12 protein-coding genes and 1 tRNA gene are annotated in these 15,886 nt (G+C 60.5%); 9 read left to right on the plus strand and 4 right to left on the minus strand.

Annotation, left to right across the window (positions count from 1 at the left end):
* The first annotated feature begins 46 nt into the window (after positions 1-46).
* On the plus strand, positions 47-3,793 hold the full coding sequence (locus CD175_RS18720; RefSeq protein WP_104450008.1) for an EAL domain-containing protein: 3,747 nt from the start codon (positions 47-49) through the stop codon (positions 3,791-3,793).
* 15 nt (positions 3,794-3,808) lie between these two features.
* Positions 3,809-3,885 (plus strand) — tRNA-Ile (locus tag CD175_RS18725).
* 73 nt (positions 3,886-3,958) lie between these two features.
* On the opposite strand, the gene CD175_RS18730 is transcribed toward CD175_RS18725, so the two are convergent.
* Both CD175_RS18730 and CD175_RS18735 read right to left on the minus strand, forming a co-directional pair.
* The gene (locus CD175_RS18730) at positions 3,959-4,264 is read right to left on the minus strand and encodes an XRE family transcriptional regulator (protein ID WP_008051594.1); all 306 of its coding nucleotides are present in this window, start codon (positions 4,262-4,264) and stop codon (positions 3,959-3,961) included.
* Positions 4,257-4,622 carry a type II toxin-antitoxin system RelE/ParE family toxin gene (locus CD175_RS18735; RefSeq protein WP_104450009.1) on the minus strand — a complete coding sequence of 122 codons (366 nt, stop codon included), beginning with the start codon at positions 4,620-4,622 and terminating at the stop codon, positions 4,257-4,259. The genes CD175_RS18730 and CD175_RS18735 overlap by 8 nt, the downstream gene beginning before the upstream one ends.
* Positions 4,623-5,202: 580 nt before the next feature.
* On the opposite strand from CD175_RS18735, the gene CD175_RS18745 reads away from it, so the two are divergent.
* Entirely contained in the window at positions 5,203-5,511 is a 309-nt protein-coding gene (locus tag CD175_RS18745; protein WP_104450011.1) for a DUF3077 domain-containing protein, read from the plus strand.
* 101 nt (positions 5,512-5,612) lie between these two features.
* On the opposite strand, the gene CD175_RS18750 is transcribed toward CD175_RS18745, so the two are convergent.
* Both CD175_RS18750 and CD175_RS18755 read right to left on the minus strand, forming a co-directional pair.
* Entirely contained in the window at positions 5,613-6,230 is a 618-nt protein-coding gene (locus CD175_RS18750) for a zinc metalloprotease (RefSeq protein WP_104450442.1), read from the minus strand.
* Positions 6,231-6,414: 184 nt separating this feature from the next.
* A complete protein-coding gene (locus CD175_RS18755) occupies positions 6,415-8,769 on the minus strand; it encodes a glucose/quinate/shikimate family membrane-bound PQQ-dependent dehydrogenase (protein WP_104450443.1) in 2,355 nt (784 codons plus the stop codon).
* A 185-nt stretch (positions 8,770-8,954) separates the two neighbouring features.
* On the opposite strand from CD175_RS18755, the gene CD175_RS18760 reads away from it, so the two are divergent.
* The 6 genes from CD175_RS18760 (at position 8,955) to pqqB (ending at position 15,821) form a co-directional block, all read left to right on the plus strand.
* Positions 8,955-9,416, plus strand: a complete 462-nt coding sequence (locus tag CD175_RS18760; protein ID WP_007980298.1) for an Lrp/AsnC family transcriptional regulator — start codon at positions 8,955-8,957, stop codon at positions 9,414-9,416.
* Positions 9,417-9,638: 222 nt separating this feature from the next.
* Entirely contained in the window at positions 9,639-11,321 is a 1,683-nt protein-coding gene (locus tag CD175_RS18765) for a flavin monoamine oxidase family protein (protein WP_007980300.1), read from the plus strand.
* A 12-nt stretch (positions 11,322-11,333) separates the two neighbouring features.
* Positions 11,334-12,128: a carbon-nitrogen hydrolase family protein gene (locus tag CD175_RS18770; protein ID WP_104450012.1), complete on the plus strand. Its 795-nt coding sequence runs from the start codon at positions 11,334-11,336 to the stop codon at positions 12,126-12,128.
* Positions 12,129-12,166: 38 nt separating this feature from the next.
* Positions 12,167-14,596 carry a pyrroloquinoline quinone biosynthesis protein PqqF gene (gene pqqF, locus CD175_RS18775; RefSeq protein WP_104450013.1) on the plus strand — a complete coding sequence of 810 codons (2,430 nt, stop codon included), beginning with the start codon at positions 12,167-12,169 and terminating at the stop codon, positions 14,594-14,596.
* Positions 14,597-14,753: 157 nt separating this feature from the next.
* Positions 14,754-14,828, plus strand: a complete 75-nt coding sequence (gene pqqA / locus CD175_RS18780; RefSeq protein WP_003444522.1) for a pyrroloquinoline quinone precursor peptide PqqA — start codon at positions 14,754-14,756, stop codon at positions 14,826-14,828.
* An 81-nt stretch (positions 14,829-14,909) separates the two neighbouring features.
* Positions 14,910-15,821 (plus strand): pyrroloquinoline quinone biosynthesis protein PqqB, encoded by a 912-nt coding sequence (gene pqqB, locus CD175_RS18785; RefSeq protein ID WP_104450014.1) that lies wholly within the window; start codon positions 14,910-14,912, stop codon positions 15,819-15,821.
* Positions 15,822-15,886: the final 65 nt, after the last annotated feature.

A 15,886-nucleotide genomic window follows, 5' to 3' on the forward strand; every position in this document is an offset into this window, starting at 1 on the left:
GCCCGTCTACACTCGAAACATTCCCCAGAGCCATAACGAGACCGTTATGCCCAGACTGCCGACCGTGCTTTTTTTGCTGTCGCTCATGACCTGGACCGCAACGGCTGGCGCGCTGACTCTAACTGAGGATGAACGTAGCTGGCTGGCGGCTCACCCGGACTTGCGCCTGGGTGTCGATGCATCGTGGCCGCCCTTCGAGTTTCGCGACGATGAGGGCCGCTACCAGGGCCTTGCCGCGGATTACATCGAGGTTATTCGCCAAAGGCTGAAAACCCGGCTCACGCCCATCGAGCCGGTGAGCTGGACCGCCGTCCTGGAACAAGCCAAAAAGAGCAAAATCGACCTGCTGCCGGGCATCATGTCGACCCCTGAACGCCAGAAATACCTGTCGTTCACCCGCCCCTATCTGGATTTTCCGATCGTCATCCTGGCCCATGTCAGGGGCGCCCAGCCACACAACCTGCAAGACCTGTATGGCCTGAAAATCGCCGTGGTGGAAAACTACGCCCCCCACGAACTGCTGCGCACCCACAATCCCGACCTGAACCTGGTGGCGATGCCCAATGTCAGTTCGACGTTACAGGCGCTGGCCACCGGAGCAGTGGATGCGGTGGTGGGCGATCTGGCGTCCAGCGTCTGGAGCCTGCGTCAGCTCAAGCTCGACGGGTTGTATGTCAGCGGTGAAACCCCCTATCGCTATCAACTGGCCATGGCAGTACCCCGCGACAACGCAATCCTCGTCGGCATTCTCGACAAAGTCCTGGCGGACATGAGCCCCGCCGAAATCAGCGCCATTCAGGAGCATTGGGTCGGCAACGTCATTGATCATCGAACTTTCTGGAATGACCTGCTGGTGTATGGCCTGCCCGGGTTGCTGCTGCTGACCCTGGTGCTGGCGGCGGTTATCCGCATCAACCGCCGCTTGAGTTCGGAAATCGCCCGCCGGGTCGATCTTGAACAGGAACTGCGCAGCAGCGAGTACCACTATCGCGGCCTGGTAGAGAGCCTGTCGGCCATCGCCTGGGAGGCAAGGGTCACCGACTACACCTACAGCTATGTGTCGCCCCACGCCGAAGATCTTCTTGGCTATCCCCTCTCCCATTGGCTGATTCCGGGCTTCTGGCGCAACATCATTCACCCCGCCGACCTGATTCGTGCCCAGACTTTCTGCGATCACGAAGTGCTGGCCGGACGCGATCACCGCCTCGATTACCGGGTGATTACCGCCGACGGGCGCTGCCTGTGGGTGCGCGACATCGTCAGCCTGATCGAGCATGGGCATGAGCCGGTGATGCGCGGGTTGATGATCGACATCACCGACGCCAAGCGCACCGAAGAAGCGCTGCGCCTGTCGGAACAGAAATTCGCTTCCGTGTTCCAGCAATGCCCTGACATTCTGGTGATCGCCCGCCTGAGCGACGGTTGCCTGCTGGAGGTCAACGAAGCGTTCGAAGAACAGATCGGCCTCAAGGCCGAGGACGTCATTGGACTGACCGCCACCGACCTGAACATCTGGGGGATTCCCGGCGTTGGTCCGGGTCTGTTGCAACGCTTGCAGGCCGGCAGCATCCGCAACCTGGAAATGCCCTTTCGTCGCAGCAACGGCCAGGTGTTCACCGGGCTGATCTCCGCCGAACCGTTCGACCTCGACATGACACCGGCGCTGGTGGTCGTGGTGCGGGACATCACCCAGCTCAAGGAAACCCAGCAACAACTGCAAACATCCGAAGAGAAGTTCGCCAAGGCTTTCCATGCGTCCCCCGACGGCCTGCTGCTGTCGCGGCAAAGCGACGGCTTGCTGATGGAGGTCAACGAGGGTTTCAGTCGCATCACCGGATTCAACAGCGCCATGTCGGTGGATCGCTCGGTGCTGGACCTGGGGATCTGGGTCAATCTCAATGAACGCAAACAAATGCTCGACCTGCTGCATCGGGACGGTTTTGTCCGCGACTTCAGTTGCCATATCCGCCGCAGCGACGGGCAGATCCGCCTCTGTGAAGTGTCCAGCCGTCCGCTGCCGATCGGCGATGACGACTGCATGCTGACCATCGCCCGGGACATCACCGAGCGGCACCTGATGCAGGAAAAACTGCAACAAGCCGCGACCGTGTTCGAAAGCACCGCCGAAGGCGTTCTGATCACCGATACCCAACAGCACATCAGTGCGGTCAACCGTGCCTTCACCGAAATCACCGGTTACAGCGAAAGCGAAGCGCTGGGCCACACGCCACGGCTGCTCGCTTCGGGCTTGCATGACAGCGCGTTCTACGCGGCCATGTGGCATCAATTGACTGCCGAAGGTCATTGGCAGGGCGAGATTTCCAATCGGCGCAAAAATGGCGAGCTGTACCCGAGCTGGCTGACCATCAGCGCCGTGCGCAACCGTGACAAGTTCATCACCCACTTTGTCGCGGTATTCGCCGACATCTCCAGCCTCAAGCATGCCCAGGCCAAGCTCGACTACCAGGCGCACCACGACCCGCTGACCGGCCTGCCGAACCGCACGCTGTTCGAAAACCGCTTGCTGATGGCACTCAACAACCAGCAGGAGAACGGCGGCCAGGGCGCCGTGCTGTTCCTTGACCTTGACCGCTTCAAGCACATCAACGACAGCCTCGGCCACCCGGTGGGCGACCTGCTGCTCAAGGGCATTGCCGTACGTCTCAAGGAGCAGTTGCGGGACATCGATACCGTGGCACGCCTGGGTGGTGACGAGTTCATTATCCTGCTGCCGGGCCTGCAACAATCCAGTGATGCCGACAACATCGCCACCAAATTGCTCAATTGTTTCGCCGCGCCGTTCCAGGCCGGCGAACACGAGTTTTTCATCAGCTCCAGCATCGGCACCAGCCTCTATCCCAAGGATGGCTGCGATGTTGCCACGCTGATCAAGAACGCCGACGCGGCGATGTACCGCTCCAAGGCCAAGGGCCGCAACCGCGTCGAAAGCTACACCCGCGACCTCACCGCCCAGGCCAGCGAACGCGTGGCGCTGGAACACGAACTGCGCCGCGCCATCGAGCGCAACGAATTGCACCTGTGCTACCAACCGAAAATCAGCCTCGACGACTACAGCCTGGTCGGCGCCGAAGCCCTGATCCGCTGGCGCCACCCGACCTTTGGCGACGTGCCGCGGGAACACTTCATCCCGCTGGCTGAAGAAAACGGCATGATCCTGCAAATCGGCGACTGGGTCCTGGAAACCGCCTGCCGGCAGATGGCCGAATGGCACCGGCTGTACGAAAGCCCCGGCCCGCTGTCGGTCAACCTTGCCGGCGCCCAATTGCGCCAGCCCAACCTGCTGGGCCGCATCGAACAGTTACTCAAGGACAACGGCCTCAACCCCGGATTCCTGCAACTGGAAATTACCGAAAACTTCATCATGAGCCAGGCCGAAGAAGCGCTGGCGGTGCTGCATCAACTCAAACATCTGGGCGTGCAACTGGCCATCGATGACTTCGGCACCGGCTACTCGTCCCTGAGCTACCTCAAGCGCCTGCCGCTGGACATCCTCAAGATCGACCAGTCCTTCGTCCGCGGCCTGCCGGACGACCCCCACGATGCGGCGATCGTACGCGCCATCATCGCCCTCGGGCGCAGCATGCAATTCACCGTGATTGCCGAAGGCGTCGAGACCCAGGCGCAACAGCAATTCCTCGCCGCCGAGGGCTGCGAACAGATCCAGGGCTACATCGTCAGCCTGCCCTTGCCCCCCGACGAATTCGCCGCGACGTTTCTTCGTACAACCGTAATGGCTTTTTCGGATAGCACAGCCGCGAAACCGTCGCTATAATCCGCGACCTACTGAGGGCCTATAGCTCAGTTGGTTAGAGCAGAGGACTCATAATCCTTTGGTCCACGGTTCAAGTCCGTGTGGGCCCACCAAACAAGAAAGCCGCGCATTGCGCGGCTTTTGCGTGTCTGGCTGATCGGTTTTTGCAGAGGCGTTTTTATCGTCTCAATTGGCAAAGTTCTCGATCTTCACCTGGCCCTCGGGGAAAGTGGCGATGATTTCCAGCTCGCCACCCATGGCGCGGATGTAGTTGCGCAAAGTACTGATGTACATGTCCGTTCGCCGCTCCATCTTGGAGATCGCCGCCTGGTTGACATGCAGTGTCCTGGCCAGTGTGTCCTGACTCAACGCTTGCGCCTGGCGCAACTCGTGCAACGGCATTTGAGCCCGTAGCTTCTGATGCAAGGCCTCGACACGCGCTTGAGACTCTGGAGAGCGACGTGCCACCAAATCAGCAAATTTTTTAGCCATTGTCATAGCCCTCTTTCATCAATGTTTCCAAGTGCTCGTCGTAGAGACGCTCGGCCAGTGGCACGTGTTCCGCATACCAACGCTCCTGGCCGGTTTTATCACCGCCAATCAGCAGGATCGCGCTGCGCCGTGGATCAAACGCGTACAGCACACGGTACGGCCTGCCAGCATGCTGCCCCCTTAACTCACGGAGGTTGCCATGCCGTGAACCCTTGATATCGCTGGTATATGGGAAACCCAAGTGTGGACCATCCTCGCCCAGCAACATCACCGTGGCCTGAACCGAGTCCTGCTCGGCCTCGTTCAGGCGATCCCACCAGGCCTCAAATTCATCCGTGTATTCGACGTCCCATTTCATACAAATATGCCACCAAAGGAATATAACCTCAAAGGAATAAATGTATGAGCTTCAGAGGTGCCCAACCACCCCGATTCCCCAGTCAATTGTTAACGACGGTTACTGGCCGGGGATTTGCCGTTTCGCCTATTGCTTCAGTGCCCTCATGACAACGCGGGAACCAGGCGTTTGGCGCAACGACTCAAAGGATGCACCGGCCTGGAAAATCGCTCGTCGCGCCTGTCTTCGTTTACTGGGGGTGTCGAAATATCGGATGACGCCTTAGGACCTTGTAGGCAAACTCCGAATCTTGCTGTTGGGCAATTTGCCGCCTTGTTGCGCTTTTCTTTGACGGGATAGTCTCCGGACGTCGCTGACCAATCAGCGATCGGGCTTGGAAACCCGTCTAGTCAAGTCAAGCGCAACAGTCCCATCACGACTCCAGACGTTTTTACGCCTGCGATTCAGAGTTATGGCAGCTGTGCGTGGGACGTCTTCGGACGTGCCGGTTTCCTTGGCTCCCGGTTTCCAACCTGCGCACAGCTGCCACCCATTCGCTTGGAAACGAACGAGGCAGCTCTTTAAGCCAAGGAGTTAAATCATGACAAAAGCAAATCCATCTGATCATTCAGAACTGAAAACCATCGGCTTCACCCCCTTCATGTATCTCTCGGACCAACCACTGTTCCACGTCTGCCGCAACGTCCCCATCGCCGACGCTCTGGCCCAAGCCTCCGATCTGCTCTACCTCGCCAAGTCCCTGACCGTCGATGCCGCCTACGCCCAAGACTCCGACCGCCACGCCTGGGCCGCGCACTACCTGACGACGATGAGCAAAGCGGTGATTGATGATGTGGTGAAGGTGCTGACGCGCAGACCTGCTCAAACGAGAGCGCAAGCAGATCAATAAAACAAACAGAGCCTGAAAATTCCCCAAAAGGGACCGAGCGTTCCCTTTTGGGGACTGATAGGACCGGACTCTTCAGTCCAAACACATCACGAAGGTATGGCTTACACGGCCCGCAGTCGCTCCAGCATCGGCCCGGTGAACACCACCTCATACGTATCCGCCGCCCGCCCCCATTGCTCTACAAGAACCATCCCGTCCACCAGCGCCCCAGCCAATTCGGCAATTGTCTCGGCCTGGTCCTCGATGATTTTTTGCGTCCGGCCCCACACCCGATCATTCATCGCTTTAAGCTGCGCCGTTATGCGCTCGCTCGACGCCGGATCGGTATCGGGGTAGACGATGTTGCGCAGCAGATGCTGAAGCTCCCTGATTTTTGCGTAGTCCTGCTCCGCCCCCTGCTCGCCTTTGAGGATGGCGGTGGCTTTGGGTTTATCGACGCGTTTTGCGGCTGAAGGTTTTGAAGGGAGTGTCTGCGCCATGGCGCCCGCCAGGAGCACCATCATCCGGGCTTCCAGATGTTCCTTCATGGCATCTATCGACGAAATGGGCCGCACCAGCGTGATGGAGGCCCCGCCCTGGTGTCGCAAATCCCTGGTCACTGTCAGGGTCACGCCGCCCGTTTCAAAGCCCAGGGCGCGGGCCACCACGTAGTGCCCCATTTCGTGATGGGCGATCTGCAATGCGCGGTCGCGTACAGCGGCAGGCAGGTTCGTCGTCATGTCCATTGCCTCGGATCCTTCGTTCTCGCATTCGACTACGAGTGACGGTCGCTGTCCATCCTGTCGCCCCGCACAATCATGTAGGAGCGAGCTTGCTCGCGATGGACTTGAACACGCCGCGTCCATTCAGACAGCACGCGTTATCGTTAACGTCCATCGCGAGCAGGCTCGCTCCTACATCACCTTATTTGGGCAAAGCGTAGGCAATCACATAGTCCCCACGATCCGTCGACTGACGCGCACCGCCCACCGTCAACAGGATGTACTGCTTGCCAGTCTTGGGCGAAACGTAGGTCATCGGCCCGGACTGGCTGCCCACCGGCAAGCGCGACTTCCAGATTTCATTGCCGTTGCCGGTGTCGAAGGCGCGCAGGTAGAAGTCCTGTGTGCCGGCGAAGAACAGCAGGCCCGACTGGGTGGCGAGCGATGCTCCGAGGGTCGGCATGCCGATCGGGATCGGCAGGTGCATGCGGATGCCCAGCGGGCCGGTGTCCTGTACGGTGCCGACCGGGACTTGCCACATCAGTTTGTGGGTCTTGAGGTCGATGGCCGACATGGTGCCGAACGGTGGTTTCTGGCAAGGAATGCCGACCGCCGAGAGGAAGCGCTCGCGCATGGCGCCGAACGGCGTGCCTTCCTGCGGTACCACGCCCATTTCGATGCCGCTGGCCCCGGCTTTGATCTTGTCGCGCGGGATCATGTAGTTGGCCAGGCCCAGGCGCATGTCGTTGACGAACATGTAGTTGGTGTTCGGATCGACCGAGACACTGCCCCAGTTCATGCCGCCCAACGAACCCGGGAATTGCAGGGCGCGGTCCATGCCCGGCGGGGTGTAGACGCCCTCGTGGCGCATGCCTTTGAACTGGATGCGGCACATCAACTGGTCAAATGGCGTGGCGCCCCACATGTCGGATTCGGTCAGGGTCTTGTTGCCGATTGATGGCATGTCGACCGAGAACGGTTGGGTTGGCGAATAGCGTTCGCCGGGAACCTTGCCTTGCGGCACCGGGCGCTCTTCGACGCGGGCAATCGGCACGCCGGTTTCGCGGTTGAGCAGGAAGATCTCGCCCTGCTTGGTGACTTGCGCCAGGGCTGGCTGGGTGCCGCCCTTGTCGTCCGGCACGTCGTACAGCAGCGGCTGTGCCGGCAGGTCGAAGTCCCACAGGTCGTGGTGAGTGGTCTGGAAGTGCCAGCGCACCTGACCGGTTTTCACGTCGATGGCGACGATGGAGGAGCTCCACTTGTCGTCGAACTCGGTGCGTTGACCGCCGAAGAAGTCTGGCGTTGCGTTGCCGGTCGGCAGGTAGACCAGACCGAGTTTGGCGTCGTAGGACATGGCCGACCACACGTTCGGCGTGCCACGGGTATAAGTCTCACCGGCGGGCGGACGTTTGCTGGTGTTCGGATTGCCCGGATCCCACGCCCACACCAGTTCGCCGCTGCGCACGTCGTAGGCACGCACCACGCCCGGCGGTTCGCCGGTGGAGTAGTTGTCGGCCACGCGGCCACCGACGATCACCACGTCCCCTGCGACCAGCGGGGTCGAGGTTTGCTGGTAGTAACCGGGCTTCACTTCGCCCATGTCGGTGGTCAGGTCGACGGTGCCCTTGTTGCCGAACTCTTCGCAGGGCTTGCCGGTGTCGGCATTGATGGCGATCAGACGGGCATCGCCGGTTGGCAGAAACAGACGTTTCGTACAGGCGGTTGGCTGATTGTCCGGAGACGCCGGGGTTTCGGAATAACCCAGGCCACGGCAGCGCTGCCAGTTGGGCGCGGTGCCTTGCGGGTCGAACTTCCAGCGCTGGGCGCCGGTGTCGGCATCCAGGGCGAAGACTTTGCCGTAGGCGGTGCAGGTATAGACCGTGTCACCGATCTGCAGCGGGGTGTTCTGGTCTTCGGCGCCGGCACCGGTGCTTTGCGGGATATCGCCGGTGCGGAAGGTCCAGGCGACCTGCAACTTGTCGATGTTGCCTTTGTTGATCTGGTCCAGCGCAGCAAAGCGGTTGCCGGCGGTGGTGTTGCCCCAGTGCGCCCAGTCTTTCTGTTCGGTGCCCGGAGTGACCGGCGTTACCGCAGGTACAGTGGTGTTTTTGACCACGTGGGTCGGGATGAACATGTAGGCCATCGTCGCAACGACGCCCACGCCCAGAATGCCGGCCAGACCGTAGGCGCCACGCCCGCCGGTCGCGCCCGAAGCGCGGACCAGGGTCGGATAGATCAGCGCGACGACTAGCCCGATCACGGCGAAGGTCAGCACCCGCGAGACCAGCGGCCAGTATTCAAGACCGGCATCCCATACCGCCCAGATCGCGGTGAAGACCAGCGCCACACCATACAGCCAGGCGCCCAGCGGCTTGCGACGGGCAATCAACAGGCCGGACACCAGCATCGCCAGGCCCATCAGCAGGAAATACCCACTGCCGCCCAGCGCAATCAGATAGCCACCGCCACCCGCCAGGCCGAGCCCGATCAGTGCAATCAACACACCCAGCCCCGCCAGCAACCATTTGCTGCCGGCGGCAACCCCAGAATTGTTCATGTCGGACATTTTCCCCATTTCTGACAAGGGTGGAATAATGTACTAACTGGTTACTTATGGCAATTTGTCGCATGCACAAATGTCATGAACGGTACTGAAGCCAGATCAGGGATCCGTCGCGAGCGTCCTACAGAATCTGCCTGTAACATGCTTGCGCACCGATCCATGCCGCTGGAGATAACCCTTTGCCTGACACTCGCCCGCCCGTTCTCGACGAAATCGACCGCCAGTTGATTGCAGCCCTGCAGATCAACGCCCGTGAGAGCGTGGCCATGCTCGCCCGGCAACTGGGCATCGCCCGCACCACCGTCACCTCGCGCCTGGCGCGGCTGGAAAAGGCCAAAGTGATCACCGGCTACGGCGTGCGCCTCGGGCAGCGGGTGGTGGATGGCGGGTTGCAGGCGTATGTCGGGATCACGGTGCAACCGCGTTCCGGCAAGGAGGTGTTGCGCCGCCTGAGCGCGATGGCGCAGGTACAGCAGTTGTGTGCGGTGAGTGGCGAATTTGATTATGTGGCGTGGTTGCGCACCGATTCGCCGGAGCAGCTGGATCAGTTGCTGGATCAGATTGGCAGTGTGGATGGGGTGGAGAAGACCACGACGTCGATCATCTTGAGCAGCAAGATTGATCGGGGGCAGCCGGTTTGACTTTTCAGGGTTGGGTTCATCGGTGACTGAACTGGCGCTATCGCGAGCAAGCTCGCTCCCACAGTGGACAGTGTGTACATCGATATCGTCATATCGACCAATAAAATGGCAAAACGACGACACTTTGCGTCTTATTAACGTGCTCTGTGCTCTCTAGAATGGCTGGCATCTTTTCCTATACTCAGATGCGCATTCCGCGTCGGGTCGCCAGCAAGGTCAGCCATGAACAAGAACAATCGCCATCCTGCAGACGGTAAAAAACCAATCACCATTTTCGGCCCGGACTTTCCCTTCGCCTTCGACGACTGGATCGAACACCCGGCTGGCCTGGGCAGCATTCCCGAGCACAATCACGGTGCTGAAGTGGCGATTGTCGGCGGTGGGATTGCCGGTCTGGTGGCCGCGTATGAGCTGATGAAGCTGGGGCTGAAACCGGTCGTCTACGAAGCCTCGAAAATGGGTGGCCGTCTGCGCTCCCAGGCATTCAACGGCGCCGAAGGCATCGTGGCCGAGCTGGGTGGCATGCGCTTCCCGGTGTCGTCCACCGCGTTCTATCACTACGTCGACAAGCTCGGCCTGGAAACCAAACCGTTTCCCAACCCGCTGACGCCTGCGTCGGGCAGCACGGTGATCGATCTCGAAGGTCAGACCCATTACGCACAGAAGCTGTCGGACCTTCCTGCGCTGTTCCAGGAAGTGGCTGACGCGTGGGCCGATGCCCTGGAAGCCGGCTCGCAGTTCTCCGATATCCAGCAAGCCATTCGCGACCGCGACGTGCCACGCCTCAAGGAACTGTGGAACACCCTGGTGCCGTTGTGGGACGACCGCACCTTCTACGACTTCGTCGCCACCTCCAAGGCGTTTGCCAAGCTGTCGTTCCATCACCGCGAAGTGTTCGGCCAGGTCGGTTTCGGCACCGGCGGCTGGGACTCTGACTTCCCGAATTCGATGCTGGAAATCTTCCGCGTGGTGATGACCAACTGCGACGATCACCAGCATCTGGTGGTCGGTGGCGTGGAACAAGTGCCACAAGGCATCTGGCGCCATGTGCCGGAGCGTTGCGCACACTGGCCGGCCGGCACCAGCCTCAGCTCTCTGCACAGCGGCGCGCCGCGCACCGGCGTGAAGAAAATTGCCCACGCACCGGGCGGCCGCTTCGCCGTCACCGACAACTGGGGCGACACCCGCGAATACGCCGCCGTGTTGACCACGTGCCAGAGCTGGCTGCTGACCACCCAGATCGAATGCGACGAAACCCTGTTTTCGCAAAAGATGTGGATGGCCCTGGACCGCACCCGCTACATGCAATCGTCGAAAACCTTCGTGATGGTCGACCGCCCGTTCTGGAAGGACAAGGATCCGGAAACCGGCCGCGACCTGATGAGCATGACCTTGACCGACCGCCTGACCCGTGGCACGTACCTGTTCGACAACGGCGACGACAAGCCAGGGGTGATTTGCCTGTCGTACTCGTGGATGAGCGACGCGCTGAAAATGCTCCCGCATCCGGTGGAAAAACGCGTGAAACTGGCGCTGGATGCACTGAAGAAGATCTACCCGAAAGTCGACATCGCCGCACGGATCATCGGCGATCCGATCACTGTGTCCTGGGAAGCCGACCCGCATTTCCTCGGCGCGTTCAAAGGCGCACTGCCCGGTCACTACCGCTACAACCAGCGCATGTACGCGCACTTCATGCAGGACGATATGCCGGCAGAACAGCGCGGGATCTTCATCGCTGGCGACGACGTCTCGTGGACGCCAGCCTGGGTTGAAGGCGCGGTTCAGACCTCGCTCAACGCGGTGTGGGGCATCATGAAACACTTCGGCGGTGCAACTCACGCCGAGAATCCGGGTCCAGGAGATGTGTTCAACGAGATCGGACCGATCGCCCTGCCCGAGTAAGAGGAATCCGAAATGCGCGTAGCCCTTTACCAATGTCCACCGTTGCCGCTGGATGTCGCCGGCAACCTGCAACGCCTGCAACAACTGGCGCTGGAGGCAAAAGGCGCGGACCTTCTGGTGCTGCCGGAGATGTTCCTGACCGGCTACAACATCGGCGTCGATGCCGTCAGCGTGTTGGCGGAGGTGTACAACGGTGAGTCGGCGCAGCAGATCGCGCGCATTGCCAAGGCAACCGGGATTGCCATCTTGTATGGCTACCCCGAGCGCACCGAGGACGGGCAGATCTACAACGCCGTGCAGTTGATTGACTCTAACGGCGAGCGCCTGTGTAACTACCGCAAGACCCACTTATTCGGCGACCTCGATCACTCGATGTTCAGTGCAGGTTCCGATGAGTTACCCATCGTTGAGCTCAACGGCTGGAAGCTCGGTTTCCTGATCTGCTACGACCTGGAGTTTCCGGAAAATGCCCGACGCCTGGCCCTGGGCGGCGCCGAGCTGATTCTGGTGCCGACCGCGAACATGATTCCGTTCGATTTCGTCGCCGATGTCACCGTGCGTTCCCGCGCCTTCGAAAACCAATGCTATGTGGCTTACGCCAACTACTGTGGCCATGAAGGCGACATCCATTATTGCGGCCAGAGCAGCATTGCCGCGCCGGATGGCAGCCGTATCGCTCAGGCGGGACTGGATGAGTCGCTGATTGTCGGTGAGCTGGATCGACAGTTGATGGTCGATTCCCGTGCCGCCAATCGCTACCTGATCGATCGTCGTCCCGAGCTTTACGGCGAGCTGAACAAGCCCTAATCCGCTAGCATTGGCACTTCACTGTTCTGGAAGTGCCCATGCCCGCGCTGAATCACCCTCGCCCCCACACTGAAACCCTGGCCAACGGCTTGCGGGTGACGCTGCGTCATGCTCCGAATCTGAAGCGTTGCGCAGCAGCGTTGCGGGTCGCCGCGGGCAGCCACGATGTGCCGCTGGCGTGGCCCGGCATGGCGCACTTTCTTGAGCATCTGCTGTTTCTGGGGACTGAGCGTTTTCCTGCCCGACAAGGGTTGATGGCCTACGTCCAGAGTCATGGCGGCCAGATAAACGCGCGAACCAGCGAGCGCACCACAGACTACTTTTTCGAACTGCCACCCCAGGCATTTGCCGGTGGGCTGGAGCGTCTGTCAGACATGCTCGCCCATCCGCGTATGAATCCGGACGATCAGCAGCAGGAACGGGAAGTACTGCAGGCGGAGTTTGTCGCCTGGTCGCAGGATGCGACAGCGCAGCAGCAATTTGCGCTGTTCGACGGACTCTCAGAAGCACATCCGCTTCGTGGTTTTCATGCCGGCAATCGCGCCACCCTGCCTGTAGAGCAGCCCGAGTTTCAGCAGGCCCTGCAGGATTTTTATCAGCGGTTTTACCAGACTGGGCAGATGACGTTGAGCCTGGCCGGACCGCAAAGCCTCGAAGAGCTAAGGACCCTGGCTGAAGCGTTTGGTAACGTCATCGCCAAGGGAGAAAGCATTGAGCAACACGCTCCTGTGCCACTGATGTCGACGTCAGAAAGAAGTTATCAACAGGCTGAAGAACGGCGACTGAATTGGCTGTTCGCCCTCGAATCGCTGCCCGAGTCTTGCGCCGAGGCGCTGGCATTTTTGTGCCACTGGCTGAATTCGGCAAAACCCGGTGGCTTGTCGGCGGACCTGCGCGAGCGCGGGCTGGCCGTTCACCTGAAGGCCCAGCCGCTGTACCAATTCGCCGGGCAAGCCTTGCTGCATATCGAGCTCACGTTGCCGGCCAATGGGTTGCCGACAGGGATTCACGAACGCCTTATGGACTGGCTGAGCTTTTTTGCCCAGCAGGACTGGACCCCGTTGCGCGAAGAATACGCCACCCTGCACCAGCGCCAGCAACAGGTCAGCAGTGCCTTGCAATTGGCCCGGCTGGACAGCGAACAACACGAAGTCGGGTTATCTGGCCAAGGCGTTACAGCGCTCAAGCAAATCCTCACTCAAATCGGCGCTGTGGATAACTTCAGCGGCCCATGGCAGTTGCCCGCCCCCAACCCGTTCCTGCGCACCGAAGCACCCGCGTCCAACGCCGGACTGATTCGTGGCCAGACCAGCGCCCACCGCGGCCTGCGTACCTTTGCCCAGGATCGCTCGCGCAGCCGTCGTGAACGTTCGCCGATGCAATTCAGCCAGGCATTGCCGGACAACAGCGCGGAAGGTGCGATTTATCTGCGCTGGCGTCTGGACTCGAGTCCCGCCAGCGCCCTTCAATCACGCCTGGAAAACAACCTGCATGCGCTGCGCGAAGACGCGCGTCAGGCCGGTGTGGATGTTTCCTTCAGTGCCTCGGGCAACGAATGGCTGCTGAAAATGACCGGACTGCAGGAGCCGATGCCCACCGTCCTGGAGCATGCGCTGAAAGAACTGACACAACCTGACGCTGCAGTCTCACAAGCCACGCCGGCGAGCGTCGCGCTGATGCCCATTCGACAGCTGCTCAAGGCATTGCCCGATCACTGCCTTGCGCACACCGCGAACACGGACGATACGCAGCAACTCTGGTCGAGTGCACGCTGGGATGGCCTGGCGATTGGCATGTCCGCCCAGACTCAAGCGGCCATGGGCCTGGCCTTGAGCCGTGTACACGGCACGCCGGACAATCAACTGACCCCGCCACCAACCCTCTCGTCACAACGTCTGTGGAGTGCCGTCGACAGCGGTTCCAGCGAGCACGCGCTGCTGCTGTTTTGCCCTGCCGCGACCGGGGAGCTGGCCGACGAAGCCGCGTGGCGTCTACTTGCGCACTTCTGTCAGACGCCTTTCTACCAGCGCCTGCGCGTGGAGTTGCAACTGGGTTATGCGGTGTTCAGCGCCCTACGCCAGATTCACGGGACAACCGGATTACTGTTCGGTGTGCAATCACCGAACGTAGCGCCGGCAGATCTGCTGCAACACATCGAGCAGTTTCTCAGCGGCTTGCCAATGCTGATCAATACCCTCGATGACAACGCGTTCATCGCCGGGCGCCAGACCTTGGCCGAGCAATTTTCCCAGGCTGCATTGCCCACTGCCCAGGCTGCGGAATTGCTTTGGCAGGGCAAGCTGGGCGGCCGCTCGTCGGATTATCTGACGCAATTGCCCGAGGCCATTTTGCAAATCGACCGGGTCGCTCTACTGGCGGCGGCCCGACGCCTGAATCAGGCCGAGGGCGGCTGGCGCTGCCTGGCCAGTTCCACCAGCCCAGGTACGCCATGGCAAGCGGCAAAATGATCATTACCGGGGCGGTAAGGAGCTTTCTCAAAGTTTCACGGGCAATCTCTTTGAAATTTTGAGTAACATAGCAACCTAACTATTTGGAACATCTCTGACCTGAGGTGGACTAAACCTATAGATAGCGCTGTCCCACCTACCTGAAGGAGTTCAATTGATGGCCTGGACCAAACCTGCCTACACCGACCTGCGTATCGGCTTTGAAGTCACCATGTACTTCGCAAGCCGCTAATCTCTGCTTTGGCAGATGTGCAGCACAACGCCTCGGTTATCCGAGGCGTTTTATTTTCAGCGTTGAAATGATGGAGCGTCCATGTTTGTCCAGATTCTAGGTTCCGCCGCCGGCGGCGGCTTCCCCCAGTGGAACTGCAACTGCGTGAACTGCGCAGGCTTTCGCGACGGCAGCCTACGGGCCAAGGCGCGGACGCAGTCGTCCATCGCGATTTCCGATGACGGCGTGAACTGGGTGCTGTGCAACACCTCACCGGACATCCGCGCCCAACTCCAGGGCTTCGCCCCGATGCAGCCGGGCCGCGCCCTGCGCGATACCGGGATCGGCGCGATCATCCTGATGGACAGCCAGATCGATCACACCACCGGCCTGCTCATGCTGCGTGAGGGTTGCCCGCATCAGGTCTGGTGCACCGACATGGTTCACGAAGACCTGAGCAGCGGATTTCCGCTGTTCAACATGCTGACCCACTGGAACGGCGGGCTGAACTGGAACCGCATCGAACTCGATCAAAGCTTCACCATTCCCGCCTGCCCGAACCTGCGCTTCACCCCGCTGCCTTTGCGCAGTGCCGCGCCGCCGTACTCGCCGCACCGCTTCGACCCGCATCCGGGCGACAACATCGGCCTGATCGTCGAGGACCTCAACACTGGCGGCAAACTGTTCTACGCACCGGGCCTGGGCAAGGTGGATGCAGCGCTGCTGGAGATCATGGCCGGCAGCGATTGTTTGCTGGTCGACGGCACGCTGTGGGATGACGATGAAATGCAGCGTCGTGGCGTAGGTACCCGCACCGGTCGGGAAATGGGCCATCTGGCGCAAAACGGCCCCGGCGGCATGCTCGAAGTGCTGGAGCAACTGCCCACGCAGCGCAAGGTGCTTATCCACATCAACAACACCAATCCGATTCTCGATGAAGATTCGCCCGAGCGCGCGGAGCTGGATCGACGCCAGGTTGAAGTGGCGTATGACGGCATGAGTATTGTTTTGTGAGTAGCAGAGACCGCTGCGCGGTCTATCGCGAGCAGGCTCGCTCCCACAGTTGACCACATCCCCCT

It is taken from the genome of Pseudomonas laurylsulfatiphila (genome assembly GCF_002934665.1).
Taxonomy (GTDB): Bacteria; Pseudomonadota; Gammaproteobacteria; order Pseudomonadales; family Pseudomonadaceae; genus Aquipseudomonas; species Aquipseudomonas laurylsulfatiphila.